This window comes from Shewanella septentrionalis, assembly GCF_025370265.1.
Classification (GTDB): Bacteria; Pseudomonadota; Gammaproteobacteria; order Enterobacterales; family Shewanellaceae; genus Shewanella; species Shewanella hafniensis.
In genome coordinates, this window is the sequence record NZ_JAMTCC010000006.1 from 47,677 (window position 1) to 64,646 (window position 16,970).

15 protein-coding genes are annotated in these 16,970 nt (G+C 44.4%); 14 read left to right on the top strand and 1 reads right to left on the bottom strand.

What is annotated here, in order from left to right; translation table 11 throughout:
• The 13 genes from NE536_RS04775 to NE536_RS04835 all read left to right on the top strand — a co-directional run bounded on the left by NE536_RS04775 (position 1) and on the right by NE536_RS04835 (position 15,008).
• Entirely contained in the window at positions 1 to 417 is a 417-nt protein-coding gene (locus tag NE536_RS04775; protein WP_261271949.1) for a Tim44 domain-containing protein, read from the top strand.
• Positions 418 to 615: 198 nt separating this feature from the next.
• Positions 616 to 1,338 carry a hypothetical protein gene (locus NE536_RS04780; RefSeq protein ID WP_261271950.1) on the top strand — a complete coding sequence of 241 codons (723 nt, stop codon included), beginning with the start codon at positions 616 to 618 and terminating at the stop codon, positions 1,336 to 1,338.
• A 380-nt stretch (positions 1,339 to 1,718) separates the two neighbouring features.
• Complete coding sequence (locus NE536_RS04785) at positions 1,719 to 2,555, top strand: hypothetical protein (RefSeq protein WP_261271951.1); 837 nt, start codon at positions 1,719 to 1,721, stop codon at positions 2,553 to 2,555.
• A gap of 60 nt (positions 2,556 to 2,615) precedes the next feature.
• A complete protein-coding gene (locus NE536_RS04790; protein WP_261271952.1) occupies positions 2,616 to 3,293 on the top strand; it encodes a hypothetical protein in 678 nt (225 codons plus the stop codon).
• A gap of 270 nt (positions 3,294 to 3,563) precedes the next feature.
• Positions 3,564 to 3,995, top strand: coding sequence for a hypothetical protein (locus tag NE536_RS04795; RefSeq protein WP_261271953.1), 432 nt, complete (start codon positions 3,564 to 3,566; stop codon positions 3,993 to 3,995).
• Positions 3,996 to 4,031: 36 nt separating this feature from the next.
• Positions 4,032 to 4,823 carry a hypothetical protein gene (locus NE536_RS04800; protein WP_261271954.1) on the top strand — a complete coding sequence of 264 codons (792 nt, stop codon included), beginning with the start codon at positions 4,032 to 4,034 and terminating at the stop codon, positions 4,821 to 4,823.
• Positions 4,824 to 4,825: 2 nt separating this feature from the next.
• Complete coding sequence (locus NE536_RS04805; RefSeq protein WP_261271955.1) at positions 4,826 to 5,290, top strand: hypothetical protein; 465 nt, start codon at positions 4,826 to 4,828, stop codon at positions 5,288 to 5,290.
• Between the two features lie 197 nt (positions 5,291 to 5,487).
• The gene (locus NE536_RS04810; RefSeq protein ID WP_261271956.1) at positions 5,488 to 7,458 is read left to right on the top strand and encodes a hypothetical protein; all 1,971 of its coding nucleotides are present in this window, start codon (positions 5,488 to 5,490) and stop codon (positions 7,456 to 7,458) included.
• A gap of 224 nt (positions 7,459 to 7,682) precedes the next feature.
• Positions 7,683 to 8,189 carry a hypothetical protein gene (locus NE536_RS04815; protein WP_261271957.1) on the top strand — a complete coding sequence of 169 codons (507 nt, stop codon included), beginning with the start codon at positions 7,683 to 7,685 and terminating at the stop codon, positions 8,187 to 8,189.
• Between the two features lie 157 nt (positions 8,190 to 8,346).
• Positions 8,347 to 9,669 carry a hypothetical protein gene (locus NE536_RS04820; protein WP_261271958.1) on the top strand — a complete coding sequence of 441 codons (1,323 nt, stop codon included), beginning with the start codon at positions 8,347 to 8,349 and terminating at the stop codon, positions 9,667 to 9,669.
• A gap of 523 nt (positions 9,670 to 10,192) precedes the next feature.
• A complete protein-coding gene (locus tag NE536_RS04825; RefSeq protein ID WP_261271959.1) occupies positions 10,193 to 11,443 on the top strand; it encodes a dicarboxylate/amino acid:cation symporter in 1,251 nt (416 codons plus the stop codon).
• Positions 11,444 to 11,710: 267 nt separating this feature from the next.
• Positions 11,711 to 12,829 carry an FUSC family protein gene (locus tag NE536_RS04830; protein WP_261271960.1) on the top strand — a complete coding sequence of 373 codons (1,119 nt, stop codon included), beginning with the start codon at positions 11,711 to 11,713 and terminating at the stop codon, positions 12,827 to 12,829.
• Positions 12,830 to 12,962: 133 nt separating this feature from the next.
• Positions 12,963 to 15,008, top strand: a complete 2,046-nt coding sequence (locus NE536_RS04835; RefSeq protein ID WP_261271961.1) for a M14 family metallopeptidase — start codon at positions 12,963 to 12,965, stop codon at positions 15,006 to 15,008.
• Between the two features lie 25 nt (positions 15,009 to 15,033).
• On the opposite strand, the gene NE536_RS04840 is transcribed toward NE536_RS04835, so the two are convergent.
• Complete coding sequence (locus tag NE536_RS04840; RefSeq protein WP_261271962.1) at positions 15,034 to 15,801, bottom strand: class I SAM-dependent methyltransferase; 768 nt, start codon at positions 15,799 to 15,801, stop codon at positions 15,034 to 15,036.
• Between the two features lie 294 nt (positions 15,802 to 16,095).
• Between NE536_RS04840 and NE536_RS04845 the strand changes: the two genes are divergently transcribed.
• Entirely contained in the window at positions 16,096 to 16,869 is a 774-nt protein-coding gene (locus NE536_RS04845; protein WP_261271963.1) for a DUF4097 domain-containing protein, read from the top strand.
• The last annotated feature ends 101 nt before the right edge of the window (positions 16,870 to 16,970 follow it).

Consider the following 16,970-nt stretch of genomic DNA (forward strand, 5'->3'; position numbering starts at 1 on the left):
ATGAAAAATATTACAGTCATGGCACTTTTCTTTCCATTGACCGCCACAACAGCTGAAAATCGATTTGAATTTCATGCCACAGATAATCTAGACCCTGTGTTTTTGGAGCAATGTAAGGCATTTAGAAATGCATTAGATAATGGCAATTTGGAGACAATTAAATCCTTTACTGACCCAGACTTTTACGCCCACCCAGGGTTAACCACCGCTTTACGCAAATTGGTTCAAGGATACAGGAAAGAGGTAGACAAACCTGGTTACCAGCAAACAAGTTTTTCCCTAGCTAAGCTAGCCAATCCTGACAGAGCCCATGTAAGAATTCTTTATGAGTTTGACGCAGGAAAGGGACATGGAAATTCAGGCTGCACTTTTAAGCGTATTAAAGGGAAATCATGGGGTATTATGCCTGGTAGCTAAAGGTTAATTGCCGCCAATTTTATTCGTCACTAATGTTCGAGTCCGTCCCTAGCATTATCCATTAGTTCTAGGGGCAGACTTATGTTTGAAGCCCCTAAAAAATTGAACTTATTGACAATAATATTATTCAGTTGAATTAGTTTAATGGAGAAAAAAGTGCAGGAACAATCGCTTTCAAACGTTAAATAAGATATTCCCTTGAATTATTCTCCTGATAAAGTAGAACGCTTAGACCAAGAGAGTCTAGCTCGGTTTAAAGATATCCAACTACCTTTTTTCAAAGAGAAAATCCTCCGACTATTTCCATGTAATCTCTGGCAAATGCCTTTACCTGTCGCTAAACAGCAGCGCGCCTTAATCCCGACTTATACAGCTTTAGGATTGACTCTGCTTATCCTATATTCCACTCAGAATTGGATCGCCTCACTAGTAATAATCACTCTTGGCTTTTGCGCTACAATACTTTATCGACACCGTATCGCCTACAGACATTTCTTTCCCATGGGGTACGGAAAAGCTATTATTAAAATTGATGAAAACAAGATTTCATTACCCGGAATATATTTTGAGAATAATATGCCTCAAGATATAGATAAAAGTAAAATCAGAAACATTATTGTCTACTGGAATTGGTGTAAGGCGCTTAATAATATCTCGTACCATAATTACTATTCTGGTTATATTTTCTTATTGGATTTAGAACTGGAAAATGCTCAGCATATTCTACTCCCAGGCACATCATTCGATTGTAATAGATTTATGGAAACCTTGTTTCAACTCGGCTACGAAACACAACTGCTAAGAGTAGAAAAGAGGCCAATATTATGGAGGTTTATTTTGATAATTTCAGTAGCTTTTTATCTTTTATGGATAACGGTATTGGGATTTTATAAAATATTCAGTGGCGACCATTTGTTTTAATTACATACATTTTTAAAAATTACAATTCTCATCTGTTAGCTGTCGTGAATGATATGTTAACTCTCAACAAGAAAGGGAAAAACTTGCCGATGTCTGGGGCGTCTCACAGGTAACAAATGTTACCTATCTATTGACGAAAAAGGGTGCTGAAAAATTAGCCTATAAACTACCTGATAAGCATAACTTTGCGATCCACTGTTGGTTAACGCAATTTATCCGAGACTCATCCAACCCAATCTAAAACAAGTTAATACTTTAGCGTGATTGTGATGACGAACTCTACACGCAAAAATAACTGACTAAAAAAGCGGCAGACTGGTAATGATGTCAATTACTTAGTCAGTTAGCCAAACCCTGCTTACATCACAAGGACGTTTATTTTGCCATCTTCCCACACAGCTCGGATCCTATCCTTAATCGCCCTTTTAGCCATGCCGCTATTTACGCAAGCAACAACGGTTGCTCCCTTAGAAAACCAAGGCACTTGGGCAAACAAAGATGAAGATGGCGATGGGGTACCAGATGAATTAGATGATTATCCGTTTGATGCAAGCAGAAATAAATATCCAGTATTTATAGATCAGGAATCGAATGACAACCCATCAGTGGCCACACCAATCGAAATAGATCAAGGAGTCATAGTACGAGGGGTTATAAGCTCTGAATTGGACAAAGGAGATCTGTTTAAGTTTGTAACAACCGAGCTTAAACAATACACAGCTGTCTTCAAAACGTCATCAGCTCGATTTAAACCACAAGTGTATATTTCAAATAAAGATGGTCTTGTTATTAATGACATCTTTTTATATCAATACGCAAAACCAAATATCTACGTAGTAAGCTTTCCAATATATGATCCGGGTACATATCAATTAAGTTTAATTGATGAAAACTTTGCTGGTGGGCCAGATCTTTCCTACGAAATTGTATTTTTTAACGATACTGACGTTGATTCATTTGATGATATGAAAGAACGAGCAGTGGGTTCTGACCTACTAGAAAATGATATGGACAAGGATAAAATTTTAGATGGACTCGAGTTTATCTTCGGCACTATTAATAAAAGTATAGATATTGATAACGACTCTATTCCAAATTGGTTAGATTCTGACGCTGATGGCGATGGATTTAGCGATAAATTTGAGGGAAGTAATGATTTAGATAATGACGCCATTCCAAATTTTTTAGATCGAGATGCTGATGGCAATGGTACATGATTAATCTGCTCAAATAGCGGCAATCACTAGCTCCCTCAATTTAAAAGGAACCTGACAAGCATGGAAAAGCTATCCCTTGACGATACCCCCTGGTTTGGTACCACTGATTTCAAAGGGAAAAATCAACTCACTAGCGACAGTGACATTCGCCTTAAGTCATCAAGGCTACTCTACCCACTTCCCTTGCCTTTAGAGATGCTCTTTTTCATTGGGCCACTGGCATTGGCCATCTTACCCTTTATCAATCCCCAACTAATGCTCCCTGAAATCTGGTTGGCGCTGAGTATAGGCACCATCTTGGGTAGTCTGCTGCTCAAAAAGCTATTCATCGATAGCATTTATGGTCGGGTGAAAGAGCATGTCTGTCAGATTAACGCCAAACGACTCAATATCCCCGGCAGTCATCTTATCGAGACCAAAGCTGGTCCGATGGAAATTCAGCGACAAGACATAAAGCAAATCTGCGTTCGATTTTGGCCCAGCACGCGCGACCTGCGCACCACCTATGATGTCAGTGAGCTAATCATCACGCTGCAATCGGACAAATCAATCAGCTTAAAGAGCCTCTACTTTCCGATTAAGCCTCTGCTTTACCTGCTGGTCTACTTCGACTATCCAATCACGCTGCAAAAGCGTCGACACTCATTAACCATTGTCGCTCGCAGCATATTCGTCGCTTTTCCCTTAGTCGCCTTAGTGGCGGTAACAGGCTTGCTGTTTAAAGAGTATTTTCTGTAGATTTAACAGAAACCAAATCGACGAATGACTCTACTATAAAGTTACGCTATTTAGCGTTATGCCCACCAACTTAGGCAGGGATTTGGCAAGATGAATAAGCATTGTTGAGCAATGGCTAATTCTAGTTGTGAAGTTAATACTTTAGCGTGATTGAGGAGATGGACTCTACACGCAAAAATGGCTGACGAACAAACTGGTAAACAGGTCTAGTTGTCAATCACTTAGCCTGTCTGTTCACCGTGACTCACTGTTATTACAAGGATGTTTATTTTGCGACTACCCCACTCTGCCCGCGCTCTATCCATAATCGCCCTTTTATTTATGCCTCTATGTGTGCAAGCAGTAAATCAAAAATTAGACGATGAATTAACCCAACGCTGCTTAGGCACTTTCGATTTTATTAAGACCCAAAACCTAGCGGCCTTTATCGCTCTTATGCCGTACGCACCAACTCAAAAAGAACAGGAATATGCTGGCGAGATTTTGCAACGCTCCCACAAGCGCTGGTATGTTGACCGAACCATGGATGAAATTACTCCCAAAGGGGTGAGCTATAGCACAGCAGACGAATTTAAACGGCAAAAAGGCGCTATCCAAGAAGCAAGAGTTAACCTGCTGATCACCAGCCCCAATAATCAAGCCTCGGTCAGTTGCAAATTTGTCGAAACACCAAAAGGTTGGTTCCTCTCCAAATTGCCGTAAGTGACCTAAAACAGCCAACGACATAAAGGCAAGGTAGTGATGCAGTATTCGCAATTATCTAAAAAAGCTCAAAGATTTATCAATCCTGATGGATTACCTGAACAGCTTCGCCTTGCAACTAAGAGCCATTATGTTCGTCGAGGGTTAGCATTATTGGGACTATTGCCACTTTCGGCATCTCTTATCATGGCGATCACCCTCGACGGCGGTGAGCAGACTTTTTACCAGTTTGTGGTGGCATTGTTGCTACCTGTAATGCTCATTCTCTGGGCGCTCAAGCAGCATTTAGTGCTCGATAATCCAAGTCAGCAACGCTTTGTACAATCACAATTTTTGGGGTATCACTTCGAAAAAGCCTACCTAGCCCCACTGAAATCTACCGAGTTACTATTGCGCCACGATAGCTATAACAGAAATCAATATGAGCTTAAGTTGCACAATCTTGTGTACCCCATCGGCAGTTTAACCGATACCACTCAAGCTATGATGTTCTTTGCACAGACATTTAATCTTCCTGCCAAAGAGCAAATCACCCAATTTCCCAATATTCGTGAGTTAGACATACTCTCATCGAATGAACCACTTATCGCATCACTCTCGCTAAATGATCAGAATAAACCGCTAGTGCAAGAGGTCGACACCATCAACACAGTCGATGGATATAGCGCACAGGCGACTGACGTTAAAGAGAATGGCAACCTTGCTCATCGTCCGCTTTCGGCAGTTATCGAACCACTTTGGTCCCCTAAGTTAATACTTAAACTGTTTTATCCGCTGCCATTTATTATGGCGTTTGGCTTTGCGATGAAGCTTATTGGAAGCCAATAGCTATGCGCTTTAAACAACTCTCACCGACCATAGCAATCATGGCTAAAACTCGAGCGCAAACCATTGGGCGCTGGATTTTTGCAAGCCTAGTCGCTTCACTCACCTTATTTAACGCGCTAGGTTTTGAGCATTGGTCCTATGCCGAAGTGATTATCTGGTCGTTCATTGCACTTCTTAGTTGGCATCTACTATTTGCTCGTAGGCGTATTCAGTTTGATCTCGAACGACAACTAATCACCATTAACGTCAGTTCGCTCTATCCGCTAACCCAACAAGTCATCCCCATCAACCACATTGCAGCATTTCAAATACAGCAACGTCTCGGCCAGCCCCATGGGTATGATTTGTTGGTAGTGATGGATACTCAAATTGAACCATTGAAATTTCAATATGGTGACTTGCACCAAATAAAAAAGCTGGGGCAAGCACTATCACAGTTTTGTACAATTCCATTACTGAGTGATTAAAACCGGAAACGGGCAAGATGAATAATGCACTGATGACTAACGACATATTCTGGTCAGAAAGTTAATACTTTAGCGTGATTGTGATGATGGACTCTAGACGCAAAAATAACTGACTAAAAAAACGACAGACTGACATTGATGTCAATCACTTAATCACTCTCTTCGCCAAGAGCCGCTTCATCACAAGGATGTTTATTTTGCGACTACCTCACTCTGCCCTTGCTCTATCCTTATTCACCTTTCTAGCCCTGCCGCTATCGACACAAGCAACAACGGTTGCTCCCTTAGAAAACCAAGGCACTTGGGAAAATAAAGATGAAGATGGTGATGGGGTGCCAGATGAATTGGATGATTATCCGTTTGATAAATATAAAAATCAGTACGCCTTAGTTACTGAAGAAGAGTTCAATAATAATCAAGATGTTGCAAATCATGTCCAACAAATTCCATCGCGTATTTCTGGGGTTGTGCAACAAGTCAATGATCTCGATTTTTACCAGATAAAACTAGAGGCAGGCAAATCAGTCACGTTTTTATTATCTTCCCAAAGTCATGATTTCTCACCAGGTATGGCTGTGTTAGATAGCGAGGGACTAGCTATCCTTGCATGGGCACCAAACTATCAGCCTGTCGGAAAATATAAGCGCGCAATCCAAGTAAAACCGAGGACATCAGGCGTTTATTATCTGGTAATCAATGACAAACTTTTCCGCGGCAGGCCTGATTTTAACTACAAGATAGCGGCATTTTTTGATAATGACGTAGATGCCATTGATGACGCAATAGAACCAGCCTTCGGTTTTGAAGCTTATTCTCAGGATACTGATAATGATGGTATTTATGACGGGGAAGAGTTCTATGTATTTCAATCTGACAATCTGATGCTGCATGACGTCGATGGAGATGGCTTACCCAACTGGCTCGATGATGATACTGATGCAGATGGAATAAAAGATGGCTTGGAGGGTGCGACTGACTTAGATAATGACGGATTAGCAGCGTTTGCTGACCTTGATGCCGATGGAAACTCGGTATTGGATGCAATGGAAGTAGGTAAGAATAGTCAATCTCCGCTCAATTTTGATGGCGATGCACTGGCTGATTTCATCGATCTCGATGACGACGATGATCTTATTTTAGATGTCAATGATATAGAACCTCATTCACGAATAAGATCTGCGACCTACCCTTCTGAAAATTATACAGAAATTAGAACTATCTATTATCTACATGATGGACAGACTCCAATAAAAGACGTTTTAATTGCGAATAAAAAACATCGAATATTGGGTGATGGCCTGAGTGACGGTTTACTTGTATTTGCCCGTAAGTCTGGTGAACCAATTAATATGCCAGTCAAAGTCAATCAAGATGCAAGTGTGGATTTCATTTTGCCAGAGGACGCAACCGAAATGTATTTTGTTGCTTCAAATCTAATCAGCGCCAATGGTATTGATATCCTTTATCGTAATGAAAATATCCCCATAATACTCGAGCAAACAACTCTCCGTACTAAACCAGGCAGTGAAATATTACTGAAAGGCAGCCGCTTTAATGAACAGACTAAAGTGGTTTTCCTTGGACAGGAAATTGCGCCCCGCTCAATCAACCCAAGTGAATTAGTTTTTGATATTCCCAATAGCGCTGTTTCGGGAGAGTTATATGTCAAAAATACCTACGGCAAGAGCAATACCCTTAATGTACAAGTAGGTAGCTCAGTGTTACTAAAAATAGCCTCTGATGTATCCCTCAACGCCTCGACATTATCTGCGCTATCAATGGGTAGTGATAATGAAGACTCCCTCTTTTTTAGTGTTCAAAGAGAGTTACTACTGCCAGTCTCCAACAAAGGTTACGACCAAATATTGGTATTCTTAGGCGAACAACAAATACTTAATGCCGTCTATTATGGTCAGTCTGAAATCACTATTGATTATGCAACTACAGCGGTATCACGTGCTTGGCAATTTAGTGGCATTAAAAGCACGACATCCATCCCTGACTATCAATCATTCTTTGTACAAACCCAATCTCTACCCGAAGTTAAACAACTCGAAGACTATATTCGTAACCACATTACACAACCCGAAACGTTTAATCAGCCGCCTTTTTTTCAGAGGGTCGCAGCGGCAGGCGATGCAGTGAACAAATTACTCAGTACGTTATAGCGAGATAACTACCCGAAATGATGAGATACCAATTAGAACCATGGCGCACTCGCAAGCTGATGCAGTAACGCTATGTGATTATTTTCAATTACAGAAATACCTTCCCCTGTTTGTAACAGCACAGCGATGACAAGCAGAGAAGAAATCGCGTATTTCTTACGAAATATAAGTCAGCAATACGGGGCTCAACCCTGTGGCATAACACTCTTGATATTGGAACTCATATGAAATTACAGAAACTCTGCCTATTTAAACTCGGTAAACCTATATCTCTACTGCTAGGGCTTGCAGCGATATTCCCCATGTACGCCACTGGTTCAGAGTTACCTGCTGAATTAATTGCCGAGCTAAAACCCCGCTGTGACAAAATGATGCAGGATATTCGCGATAACAAAATGGATGCCATGATTAAAGAGTTTCATCCCATGTTACAGACATGGAATGAGGGTAAGTTAGCGAAGAAGATGGCCATGCTTAGCATCAATGGTTATAAAAATGAAATGTTCGGTCAAATTCCATTAGATAAAATCGTATTCTCCGAGCAAGAATCCAGTTTTCGAGACCCAAGTAAAGATAACATAGGGCAATATCCCGATATGACAAACATGGCAGATTTGCATTATAACTTTTACTTTGTGAGACCTGATGGCAGAAAACAAAAAGGAAGCGTGAACTGCATTCTGTTTGAAGCTGCTGGTAAATGGTATTTCGAAGATAATCTGCCGTTTTAACCAAACCTTACCTAACAAAAGTTAATACTTTAGCGTGATTGAGGAGACGGGCTCCACACGCAAAAATAACTGACTAAAAAAACGGCAACCTGACATTGATGTCAAACACTTAATCACTCTCTTCGCCAAGAGCAGCTTCATCACAAGGACGTTTATTTTGCCATCAGCCCACTACCCTCGGTTTCTCTCTTTAATTGCCCTATATAGTTTACTTGCCTGCAGTATTTTTCCTGCTAGCGCCGCGCTGGATAGAGATCAGGCTTTGGCGACTTTTGACAGCCAAACAGTACCACTCATAGAGCAAGCCATTGCATTAGGGGAAACAGCACCAGAGGACAGAATTGACGATGCGTTAGATCGCCACCAAGGTGATGCACTTGCCGTTATAAGGGAAGGCATTCCTCAACGTCTGGCGATTAAGGCAAAGCAACAACTTACGTTAGCGAATGAGTACCTTAGGTATTTTAAAGAATTACAGCAGCAAGTTCCGCATGCGAGTCAATGCCATCAACCAGAACTTGTGGCAGATTTCAGAGCACAAATCAAAGAGCTCAACGCCTATGTGGATAGGCTCAACACTTACCCTAAACTCCAAAACCTAGGCGACGCTTTTCCAGCCTTAATGGACATGAATATTAATCAGACACGGGTAAACACCTTAACGAGTCTGTTCCATCGATTTCGGCTCTGTGTTTTAGGCGATGATACACCGGCTATTGTCGATGGACTCACAGGCGAAAAAGGGGATGCAATAGCCAACGCCTTTATTAATGCATTTGCGGCTAAACAGGGCTTGCCCCACCCAACTGCATCACAAAATATGGCAGATGAAATGGCTGAAGATGATGCGCCAACACGCGATGATATGGGAGATGAACAAGCCCTCGAAGAGGATATTGAGCCAGACAATAGCGAGTCTGATGAGCCTGAAACGGAGCTCGCTACTGTAATTTCACAACCGATATCCGCCGTTAAATTCAGCAATATGCCACTTAATGACTGTATCCAAAAACAAACTAAACTCTTCGCTATTCAGCAGAGCCAAGAACTCAGCCTACTTAACTGCCAATTTAATCCCACTGACATAGTGACGTTGCAAGATCTCAGCGCCTTTAACAATCTCGACACCCTAAGCTTAAAAGGTGGCACGCTCAGCGCACTCGGTAATCTGAACAGTAATAATCTTAAAACCTTAATGCTGACCGATATGAAGGTAACTGACTTTTCTGGTAAAAACATAAAACTCGATAGCCTGTTCCTCAGCCGCATTAGCTCAAATAATTGGCCAAGCTTAATCGAACTTAACGTAAAGACCATCAGCATTGACAAAACTGTAAATTGCGCTGAACTCAAACCATTATTGGCATCAAAAAAGCTTATTCCTATCCATCCTGGCCTGAGTCCAACAGACATGGCTGAACGTATGCAACAAGCAGAAACCAATGGTATACCACTGTTAATGCTGGAATGTGCGATCTAACGGATATCGCACAATCAGTTCGATGAAGAGTTTAATGGCAGTATAGAACTACCAAAGAAGGCGAATTGCTGTTTAAGTCAGCTGGACTAGGAAATAAATGTATTCGAAAACCAATGTTACTGAAATGAAACGCTACCAAAGCGCAACAATAATTTACTGAGCGACACCTTCAACGACAAATCAGCACTCACTATAGCGTTGCTCAAGCAAGGGTAAAAATCACAATTCTTCAATCCAACCCTTAAAATCACAGCCTAAAATGAATTATATTTATTTTAATATGTATATTTTTGAACATTCATCACTTAACACTTATGTGATTTAGACTTTGGTTATTTTGAAACCAAGGTTGGTAATGTTTCACAATCCCCTGCTATGCAATTGTGGTACTTTAGCCGGACAAAAAAGTGTCGGGCATTGGCTTTTAGCCTAGAGTAGGCCTTAATCACTAAGGTTTACGGCGTCTAGATTCAAATCGCCTACATGACACAAAATGCTGCGGCTACTGGGGAGTTTCGCAAGAATGAAGAGCAAGAGTTTATTAGGCAATATTGGTGTGCAAGTGGTTATTGCCATGATTATCGGCGCGCTAGTCGGTTTTATCATGGGCGAGAGTGCAAGCGTGTTTGCACCACTCGGAACCATTTTTATCCATTTAATCAAAATGCTAGTGATACCACTGGTGTTAGTTTCTATCATCAGCGGCGCGGCAAGCTTAGGCGATAGCCCATCGGCAGGTAAGATAGGCATTGGCACTTTTGGCTTCTTTATCGTGACATCAGGCATCGCCGTAGTATTGGCGTTGGTGATGGGCAATCTGTTCCAACCGGGCGCGGGGGTCGATTTCACTGCCCATAGCAGCCCAGATTTGATGGAAGTGACTAAGGAACACGGCGCATTGCCAGGGGTAATGGATACCTTTATCGGCATGATCCCAACCAATGTGTTCGAATCGCTGAACGGCGGTAACATCTTACAAATCTTAGTCTTTAGTATCTTCTTCGGTATCGCGCTGACTAAGGTTAAAGGCGATGGCGCTAAGCCAATTTTAGCCGCACTCAACACTGTCGTCGACGCCTTTGTGTGGATGATCAACTGCGTGATGATCATTGCGCCTATCGGTGTATTTGGTTTGATGGCCGATTCTGTCGGCACCTTCGGTTTCGATGCCTTAGAAGTCGTATTTAAGTTATTCGCCGTGTTTGTGGCCGCGATTCTGATTTACGGTTTTATCTTCTTCCCATTGGTGGTGCAGCTCTTCTCGAGAGCCTCGGCACGCCAGTTTATTTCGGCAATGAAGAAACCACAGGTGATGGCGTTATCGACCGCCTCGTCAATGGCGACGCTGCCGGTGAATATGGAAACCTGCGAAGAAGATCTTAAAGTCTCTAAGGCAACCACGGCCTTTGTGCTGCCGTTAGGCGCCACCATCAATATGAGCGGCAACGCGATTTACTATGGTTTAGTCGCCATGTTCTTCGCCCAAATGTATAACGTCGATTTGTCGATGACAGCCTATGCAGCCATTATCTTCACTTCGACCTTAGGCGCAATTGGTCAAGCGGGTGTGCCCGGTCCATCATTCTTAGTGGTGGCTGTGTTGTTAGCGGCTGGCATCCCTATCGATGGCTTACCTTTGCTTTTTGCCTTAGACAGAGTGTTTGACATGATCCGCACCGCACTTAATATTACTGGCGATGCGGCTTGTGCCTTGATCATGGATAAGTACACAGAAGTTGAAGTTAAAGCGGATAGCGAGCACAGCTTAAGCTAGCGAAACAGTCACTCAAGGCTTCAAATACCGGCTTGAATAGGCAACCCTTATTCAAGCCTTTTTTATGCCCGCTGTTAGATATACCGAACTCTATCCTACTGATTTATTATCACTTAATTGAAATTAATGTGATCTTGGCGGCGCCTTGGGCTAAGCTCAAACGGCGCTGCCTCGCAATTCGTATTTCTTTATCTGCCAAGCCACACGGGCGCGACCTCTTTCTGCGATAATGGCTTGGCTATCATCAGCCCAAAGGAGTGTTGCATTATGTCCGTCTTTGCCCCTGCAAGCCCTTTTGCCGACTTTATCTATCGCCATTTCCGCGCCATTCATGCCCTTAAACTTGGCCTCGCCTTGCTGATTGCCGTCACCATTAATGCCATTTGGTCGCCGCCACATTTTATTTGGAGCATGGTGACAATCGTGATCATTATGATGAGCCTGCCACAGGTGGGTGGTGCGATTGAAAAGTCCCTGCAACGGGCGGTAGGCACTTGTTTAGGTTCTGCTTATGGCGTGATGTTAGTCGCCACTATCGACAGTTATTGGCTGATTATGGGGCTACTGATCTTAGCCGTCAGCTTGATTTGTTTTATCTCGGCGGGACGCTACAGCTACGCCTATCTCGTGGCAGGATTTACCATCATCATAGTGGTCGGCGATGCTAACCATGATACTTCTGAGGCACTGTGGCGCACAGCCAACATACTCTCAGGCTGCGTGATTGCTATTTTAGTCTCGCTATTTATTTTCCCAATCAAGGCCAAACAAGACTGGCGCAGCCAGCTCGCCAATGCCATCGACAATATGGCAAAGGTGCTCACCCAACATTTACACGCCCCCGCTAACCATGATTTAGATTTTCGCGCCGAACTCGAAGCGGCCATGAAAGCGGTATTAACCCAAAAGAAGCTGTTTTTCTCCCTCGAGTGGGAAAGCCAAACCTTAAAAAAGCATAAAATACTGCTGGCGGAATTGGTCAATAAACAGGTTCGGCTGATCACCCTACTCGAATTGTTGCCTTTGAGTCGCTGGCAGGAAGCCGACAAAGAGGCTTACCACCAAATCAATCGCGTCGCCGCCGAGCTTACTGCCCATCTTCAAAGGCTGAGTGAATTTGTCGCAGGTAAAACCGCATCTTTACCCACGCTGCCCACCGCCCTAGGGCAAGAGTTGCAACTCAGATTACAACTCAGCTTGGCCGCTCAGACGCCGAATTCAGCCCCTTTGACAAATGAAGTCGCGCAGGGATTTGCCCTCACGGGATACGGCTGGCTTATCTATCAACTCGCCATCGCCGTCGAAGCCCTCTACGCCGATATCGAGATTATCGAAATCGCTTATCGCGGACAAACCGTGTTACACAAAACTGCCAAGCGTTCATAAGCCGTTACCACGGGGAATCACAGCTAAAAATCACTCTCGCGAACCAAGATAACCCCTTGACCGCCCTTGCGTTAACGGGGCGTTTAATGAAAAGATACCGTCCTATTAAAAATTCGATATATGGACTCTTTTCATGCGCTTATTTTCCCTCTCCGTTATCGCCATTGCCTGCCTTTCTGCGGGCAGTCTCTACACTGTCGATGCTGTTGCCAACGATGCGAAAACCTTAGCTCAAGCATCTACAGATTTGCCAACCTCAACGCCAGTCGCTGCGGCGCAAACCGTCACCGACAAAACGCCAGTTGAAACCCCAGTAGCAACAGCGCCACAGGATGTAAGTCCGGCTGCGAATATCCAAGCAACCGAACCCGCTGCGACTGTCGCAACCGATGCCACCACTGTAGTGCCAGAGCCCGCGCCTAGCCCTGAGCGAGCCAACACCTTTGTCAACGATGCCATTTTACCGCCGAGTATCACTTGGCATGGCGCCAGCGAATCGCTCATGTTGAGTGTCGATAACGAGTGGGCAACGCCATTTGAACAAAGTAGTGGTATTGAAAGCCCAAGCTACGAGGCCACTATCGCTTGGCTCGACAAACTTGCAGGCGAGACCGATAAATTACAAAAGGTTAGCTTAGGTAAGAGCCCACAGGGGCGCGATATTTGGATGTATATCGCCAGCAGTGAAGGCATTAATGAGTCGGCACGGCTAAAGCAAAACACTAAGCCGACGATTCTGGTGCAGGCAGGGATCCACGCGGGCGAAATCGACGGTAAAGATGCTGGCATGATGCTGCTGCGGGATATCATCAAAGGCGATAAGAGCGATCTGCTCGAAAAGGCTAACTTGCTGTTTGTGCCTATGTTTAGTGTCGATGCCCATGAGCGCAGCGGCGAATTTAATCGCGTGAATCAACGTGGCCCTGTGAATATGGGCTGGCGTACTACCGCAAATAATCTCAACCTTAACCGCGATTATGCCAAGGCCGATACCTTAGAAATGCAGCACATGCTACGCGCAATCAACGTCTGGCAGCCAGATTTATATATCGACGTGCATGTCACCGACGGCATCGACTATCAATACGATGTCACCTTTGGTTATAACCTCGCCCAAGGGTTAAGCCCAGCCAGTTACCGCTGGCTCGAAAACAGCTACAGACCCGCAGTTGAAGCGGCATTAACCGAGCAAGGCCATATTCCCGGCCCGCTGATTTTTGCCGTGGATAACGCCGATATCACCAAAGGCATGTCGCTGTGGAATCCTAGCCCACGCTTCTCTAACGGTTATGGTGATGCGCGCCATTTACCGACTATTTTGATTGAAAACCACAGCTTAAAACCCTTTAAACAAAGAGTGCTCGGCACCTATGTGATGCTGGAGCAAACCCTCAAAACCGTGGGCGAACAGGCGACAAAACTTAAGAGTGCGATTCAGGAAGATAAATATCGCGCCTCACCGCTGATCACCCTCACGTGGAAATCGGCACCACTGGCAAAAGGTTGGGACTTTAAGGGTATAGATTACAAGCTGGAGCAGAGTCCGATTAGCGGCACTGAGGTGGTACGCTGGAACGGTCAACCTAAGCTGTACCCAAATCTGCCTGTGCTCGCTGAGACTGTGCCCGATATTAAAGTCACTCGCCCGAGTGCTTACTATATTCCGGCTCAATGGACGCAAGTGATTGATCGTTTGAACATACACGGCATTCGTATGACGCGCCTGAGCAAACCGACAGAGCTTAAATTACAGCAATATAAACTCAGTAATCCCGTGTTTAACACTAAGGATTTTGAGGGCCGTCAAACGGTCAAAGCCGAGTCAGAGTTGACGAAAGTCAGCACGACTCTGCCCGCTGGCACCATTAAAATCAGCACAGATCAACCGCTGGGCGATCTGGCGGTTTTACTGCTAGAGCCGCAATCGCCAGATTCTTTGCTGCAATGGGGTTTCTTTAATCCTATCTTCACCCGCACTGAATACATTGAAGATTATGCGGTTGAGCCGCTGGCGGCCAAGATGCTAAAAGATGATCCTAAGCTGCAGGCTGAGTTCGACAAGGCACTGACCAACGCCGAATTTGCCGCCGATCCCGAGGCACGCCTGCGCTGGTTCTATGAACGCAGCCCTTACTACGATAACCGTTACCTTAAGTATCCGGTTTACCGTAGTCGTTAATCCTCGCCATCACAAACGGCAAGCATTACGAAGGCTTACGAGCGCTGATGCTATACACCAAGGGCACATTCTGCCCTTGGTGTGTTAACACATAACGACCATCGGCTTGGGCTTCGAGCCCTTCGAAACAGTTGTACGGGCTGAAATCGAATTCGTGGAAGAACTCCAACACTAAGCCCGCCAGCAATAACGCATTGATCACTTCAGATAGACTGTGTGACCAACACATTAAGGTTTGCTGATCATCACCGGCATTTTCGGTATAGGTGCCTTCCTGCTCTATATCTGGCTCACCCCGATTAAAATAGCTGTAACCATCAAACAACTGCTGCGCCGGATGAAACTCGGCCATGTAAAACTGTCCGCCTGGCTTTAAACAAGCAGCAACCGTCTGCGCCCACAGGGTTAAATCCGGCAGCCACACAATGGCACCATAGGACGTAAACACAATATCTTGCGGCTCAACCTTGCTCGCCACACTGTAAACATCGCTACAAATAAACTCGGCGGACAATTGTGTCTGCTGCGCCAGCTTTTGTGCTTCATCAATCGCCACCTCAGACAAATCAACGCCCAGTACTTTAGCGCCCATGCGCGCCCACGACAGGGTATCTAAGCCAAAATGGCATTGCAGATGCAGCAAACTTTTTCCTGCCACATCCAGCTCGCTCAGCTCGATTTCCCGTAATGAAGTATTTCCACGCAGGAAGCCCGCCACATCGTAAAAATCCGAAGTTAAATGTACCCGAGTGCGCGCATCCCAAGCCGTCTTGTTCGTCGTTAAATAATCCATCTGCATCCCTTCTTATGTTTTTTGTATTTTTTGTATTTTTTATATTGTCTGTATGTTTGCCCAGCCAGACCTATGAGGCTCAAGCTAACTTAATAAATGAGCAATTTCACTAATCTGTGAGTAAATCCCTCATTCGGCGGACATGTCCGCACAACCAAGCGCGGACACTTTCAGCTTAAACAATTGATTATAAATGAAACTTAAAATTGGCATGGGCTGTGCAATGTCTTATCCATCGCAAGACGACTCAGCGCTCACCCGAATAACGAGTGCCTGATAAACAAGGAAGCTAACATGTCACTACGCCCATTTATATTCACCCTCGCTTTTATATTGGTGTTTACCGCAGGGGTATCGCTCACTGGCTGCATTATTAATGTCAACGCCGCTGGCATGCCGGATTTAGACCACCAACAACGCGAACTCACACTCGATAGCCAAGACTTACAAGGTCTGATTGCCGAGACTGGCGCAGGCAGTCTCGAAATTATCGGTGTCGAAGGCCTCAGCCAAATTAAACTCGTCGCCGACATTTACAGTAACGACGACAGCAAAGTCATTCTCACCCTTGAGAAAAAGGCCAACAAGGCCAAGCTCAAAGCCGATTTTGAACAAAGCGGTTTTAATAATTACTCACCCTATATCGACCTAAAACTGCAAGTGCCTGCGAATTTAGCACTGGATATCGATGACGGCTCAGGCGCCATTTTGATCAGCAAGATGACAGCAGATATCAATGTCAAAGACGGTTCAGGTGAACTCATCATTAACGGCGGTAACAATGTCAGCATTGATGATGGTTCAGGGGACATTGAAGTCAGTCAAATCAACGGCAACCTCACGATTGACGATGGCTCTGGCGCAATCAAGGTAACTGATATTCGCGGCAATATCGCCATCGATGATGGTTCAGGCAACATCGAAGTCGCCAATGTGCAGAGTCCTGTGACCATCACAGACGGATCAGGCGACATTAATGTCTTTAACACTAAGGGATTAACGATTCTTGCGGCAGGTTCTGGCGATGTGAAATTTAACAAAATCGACGGCCCAGTGAGCATGCAATAACGCGCTGTTTTACTACCCTACACCCAAAGGTTTTACCTACTTCCCGGCGTAGAGACTGATGTTGCAACGGTTCCCAGCCAAGATGTCAGTCTTCTACCCAC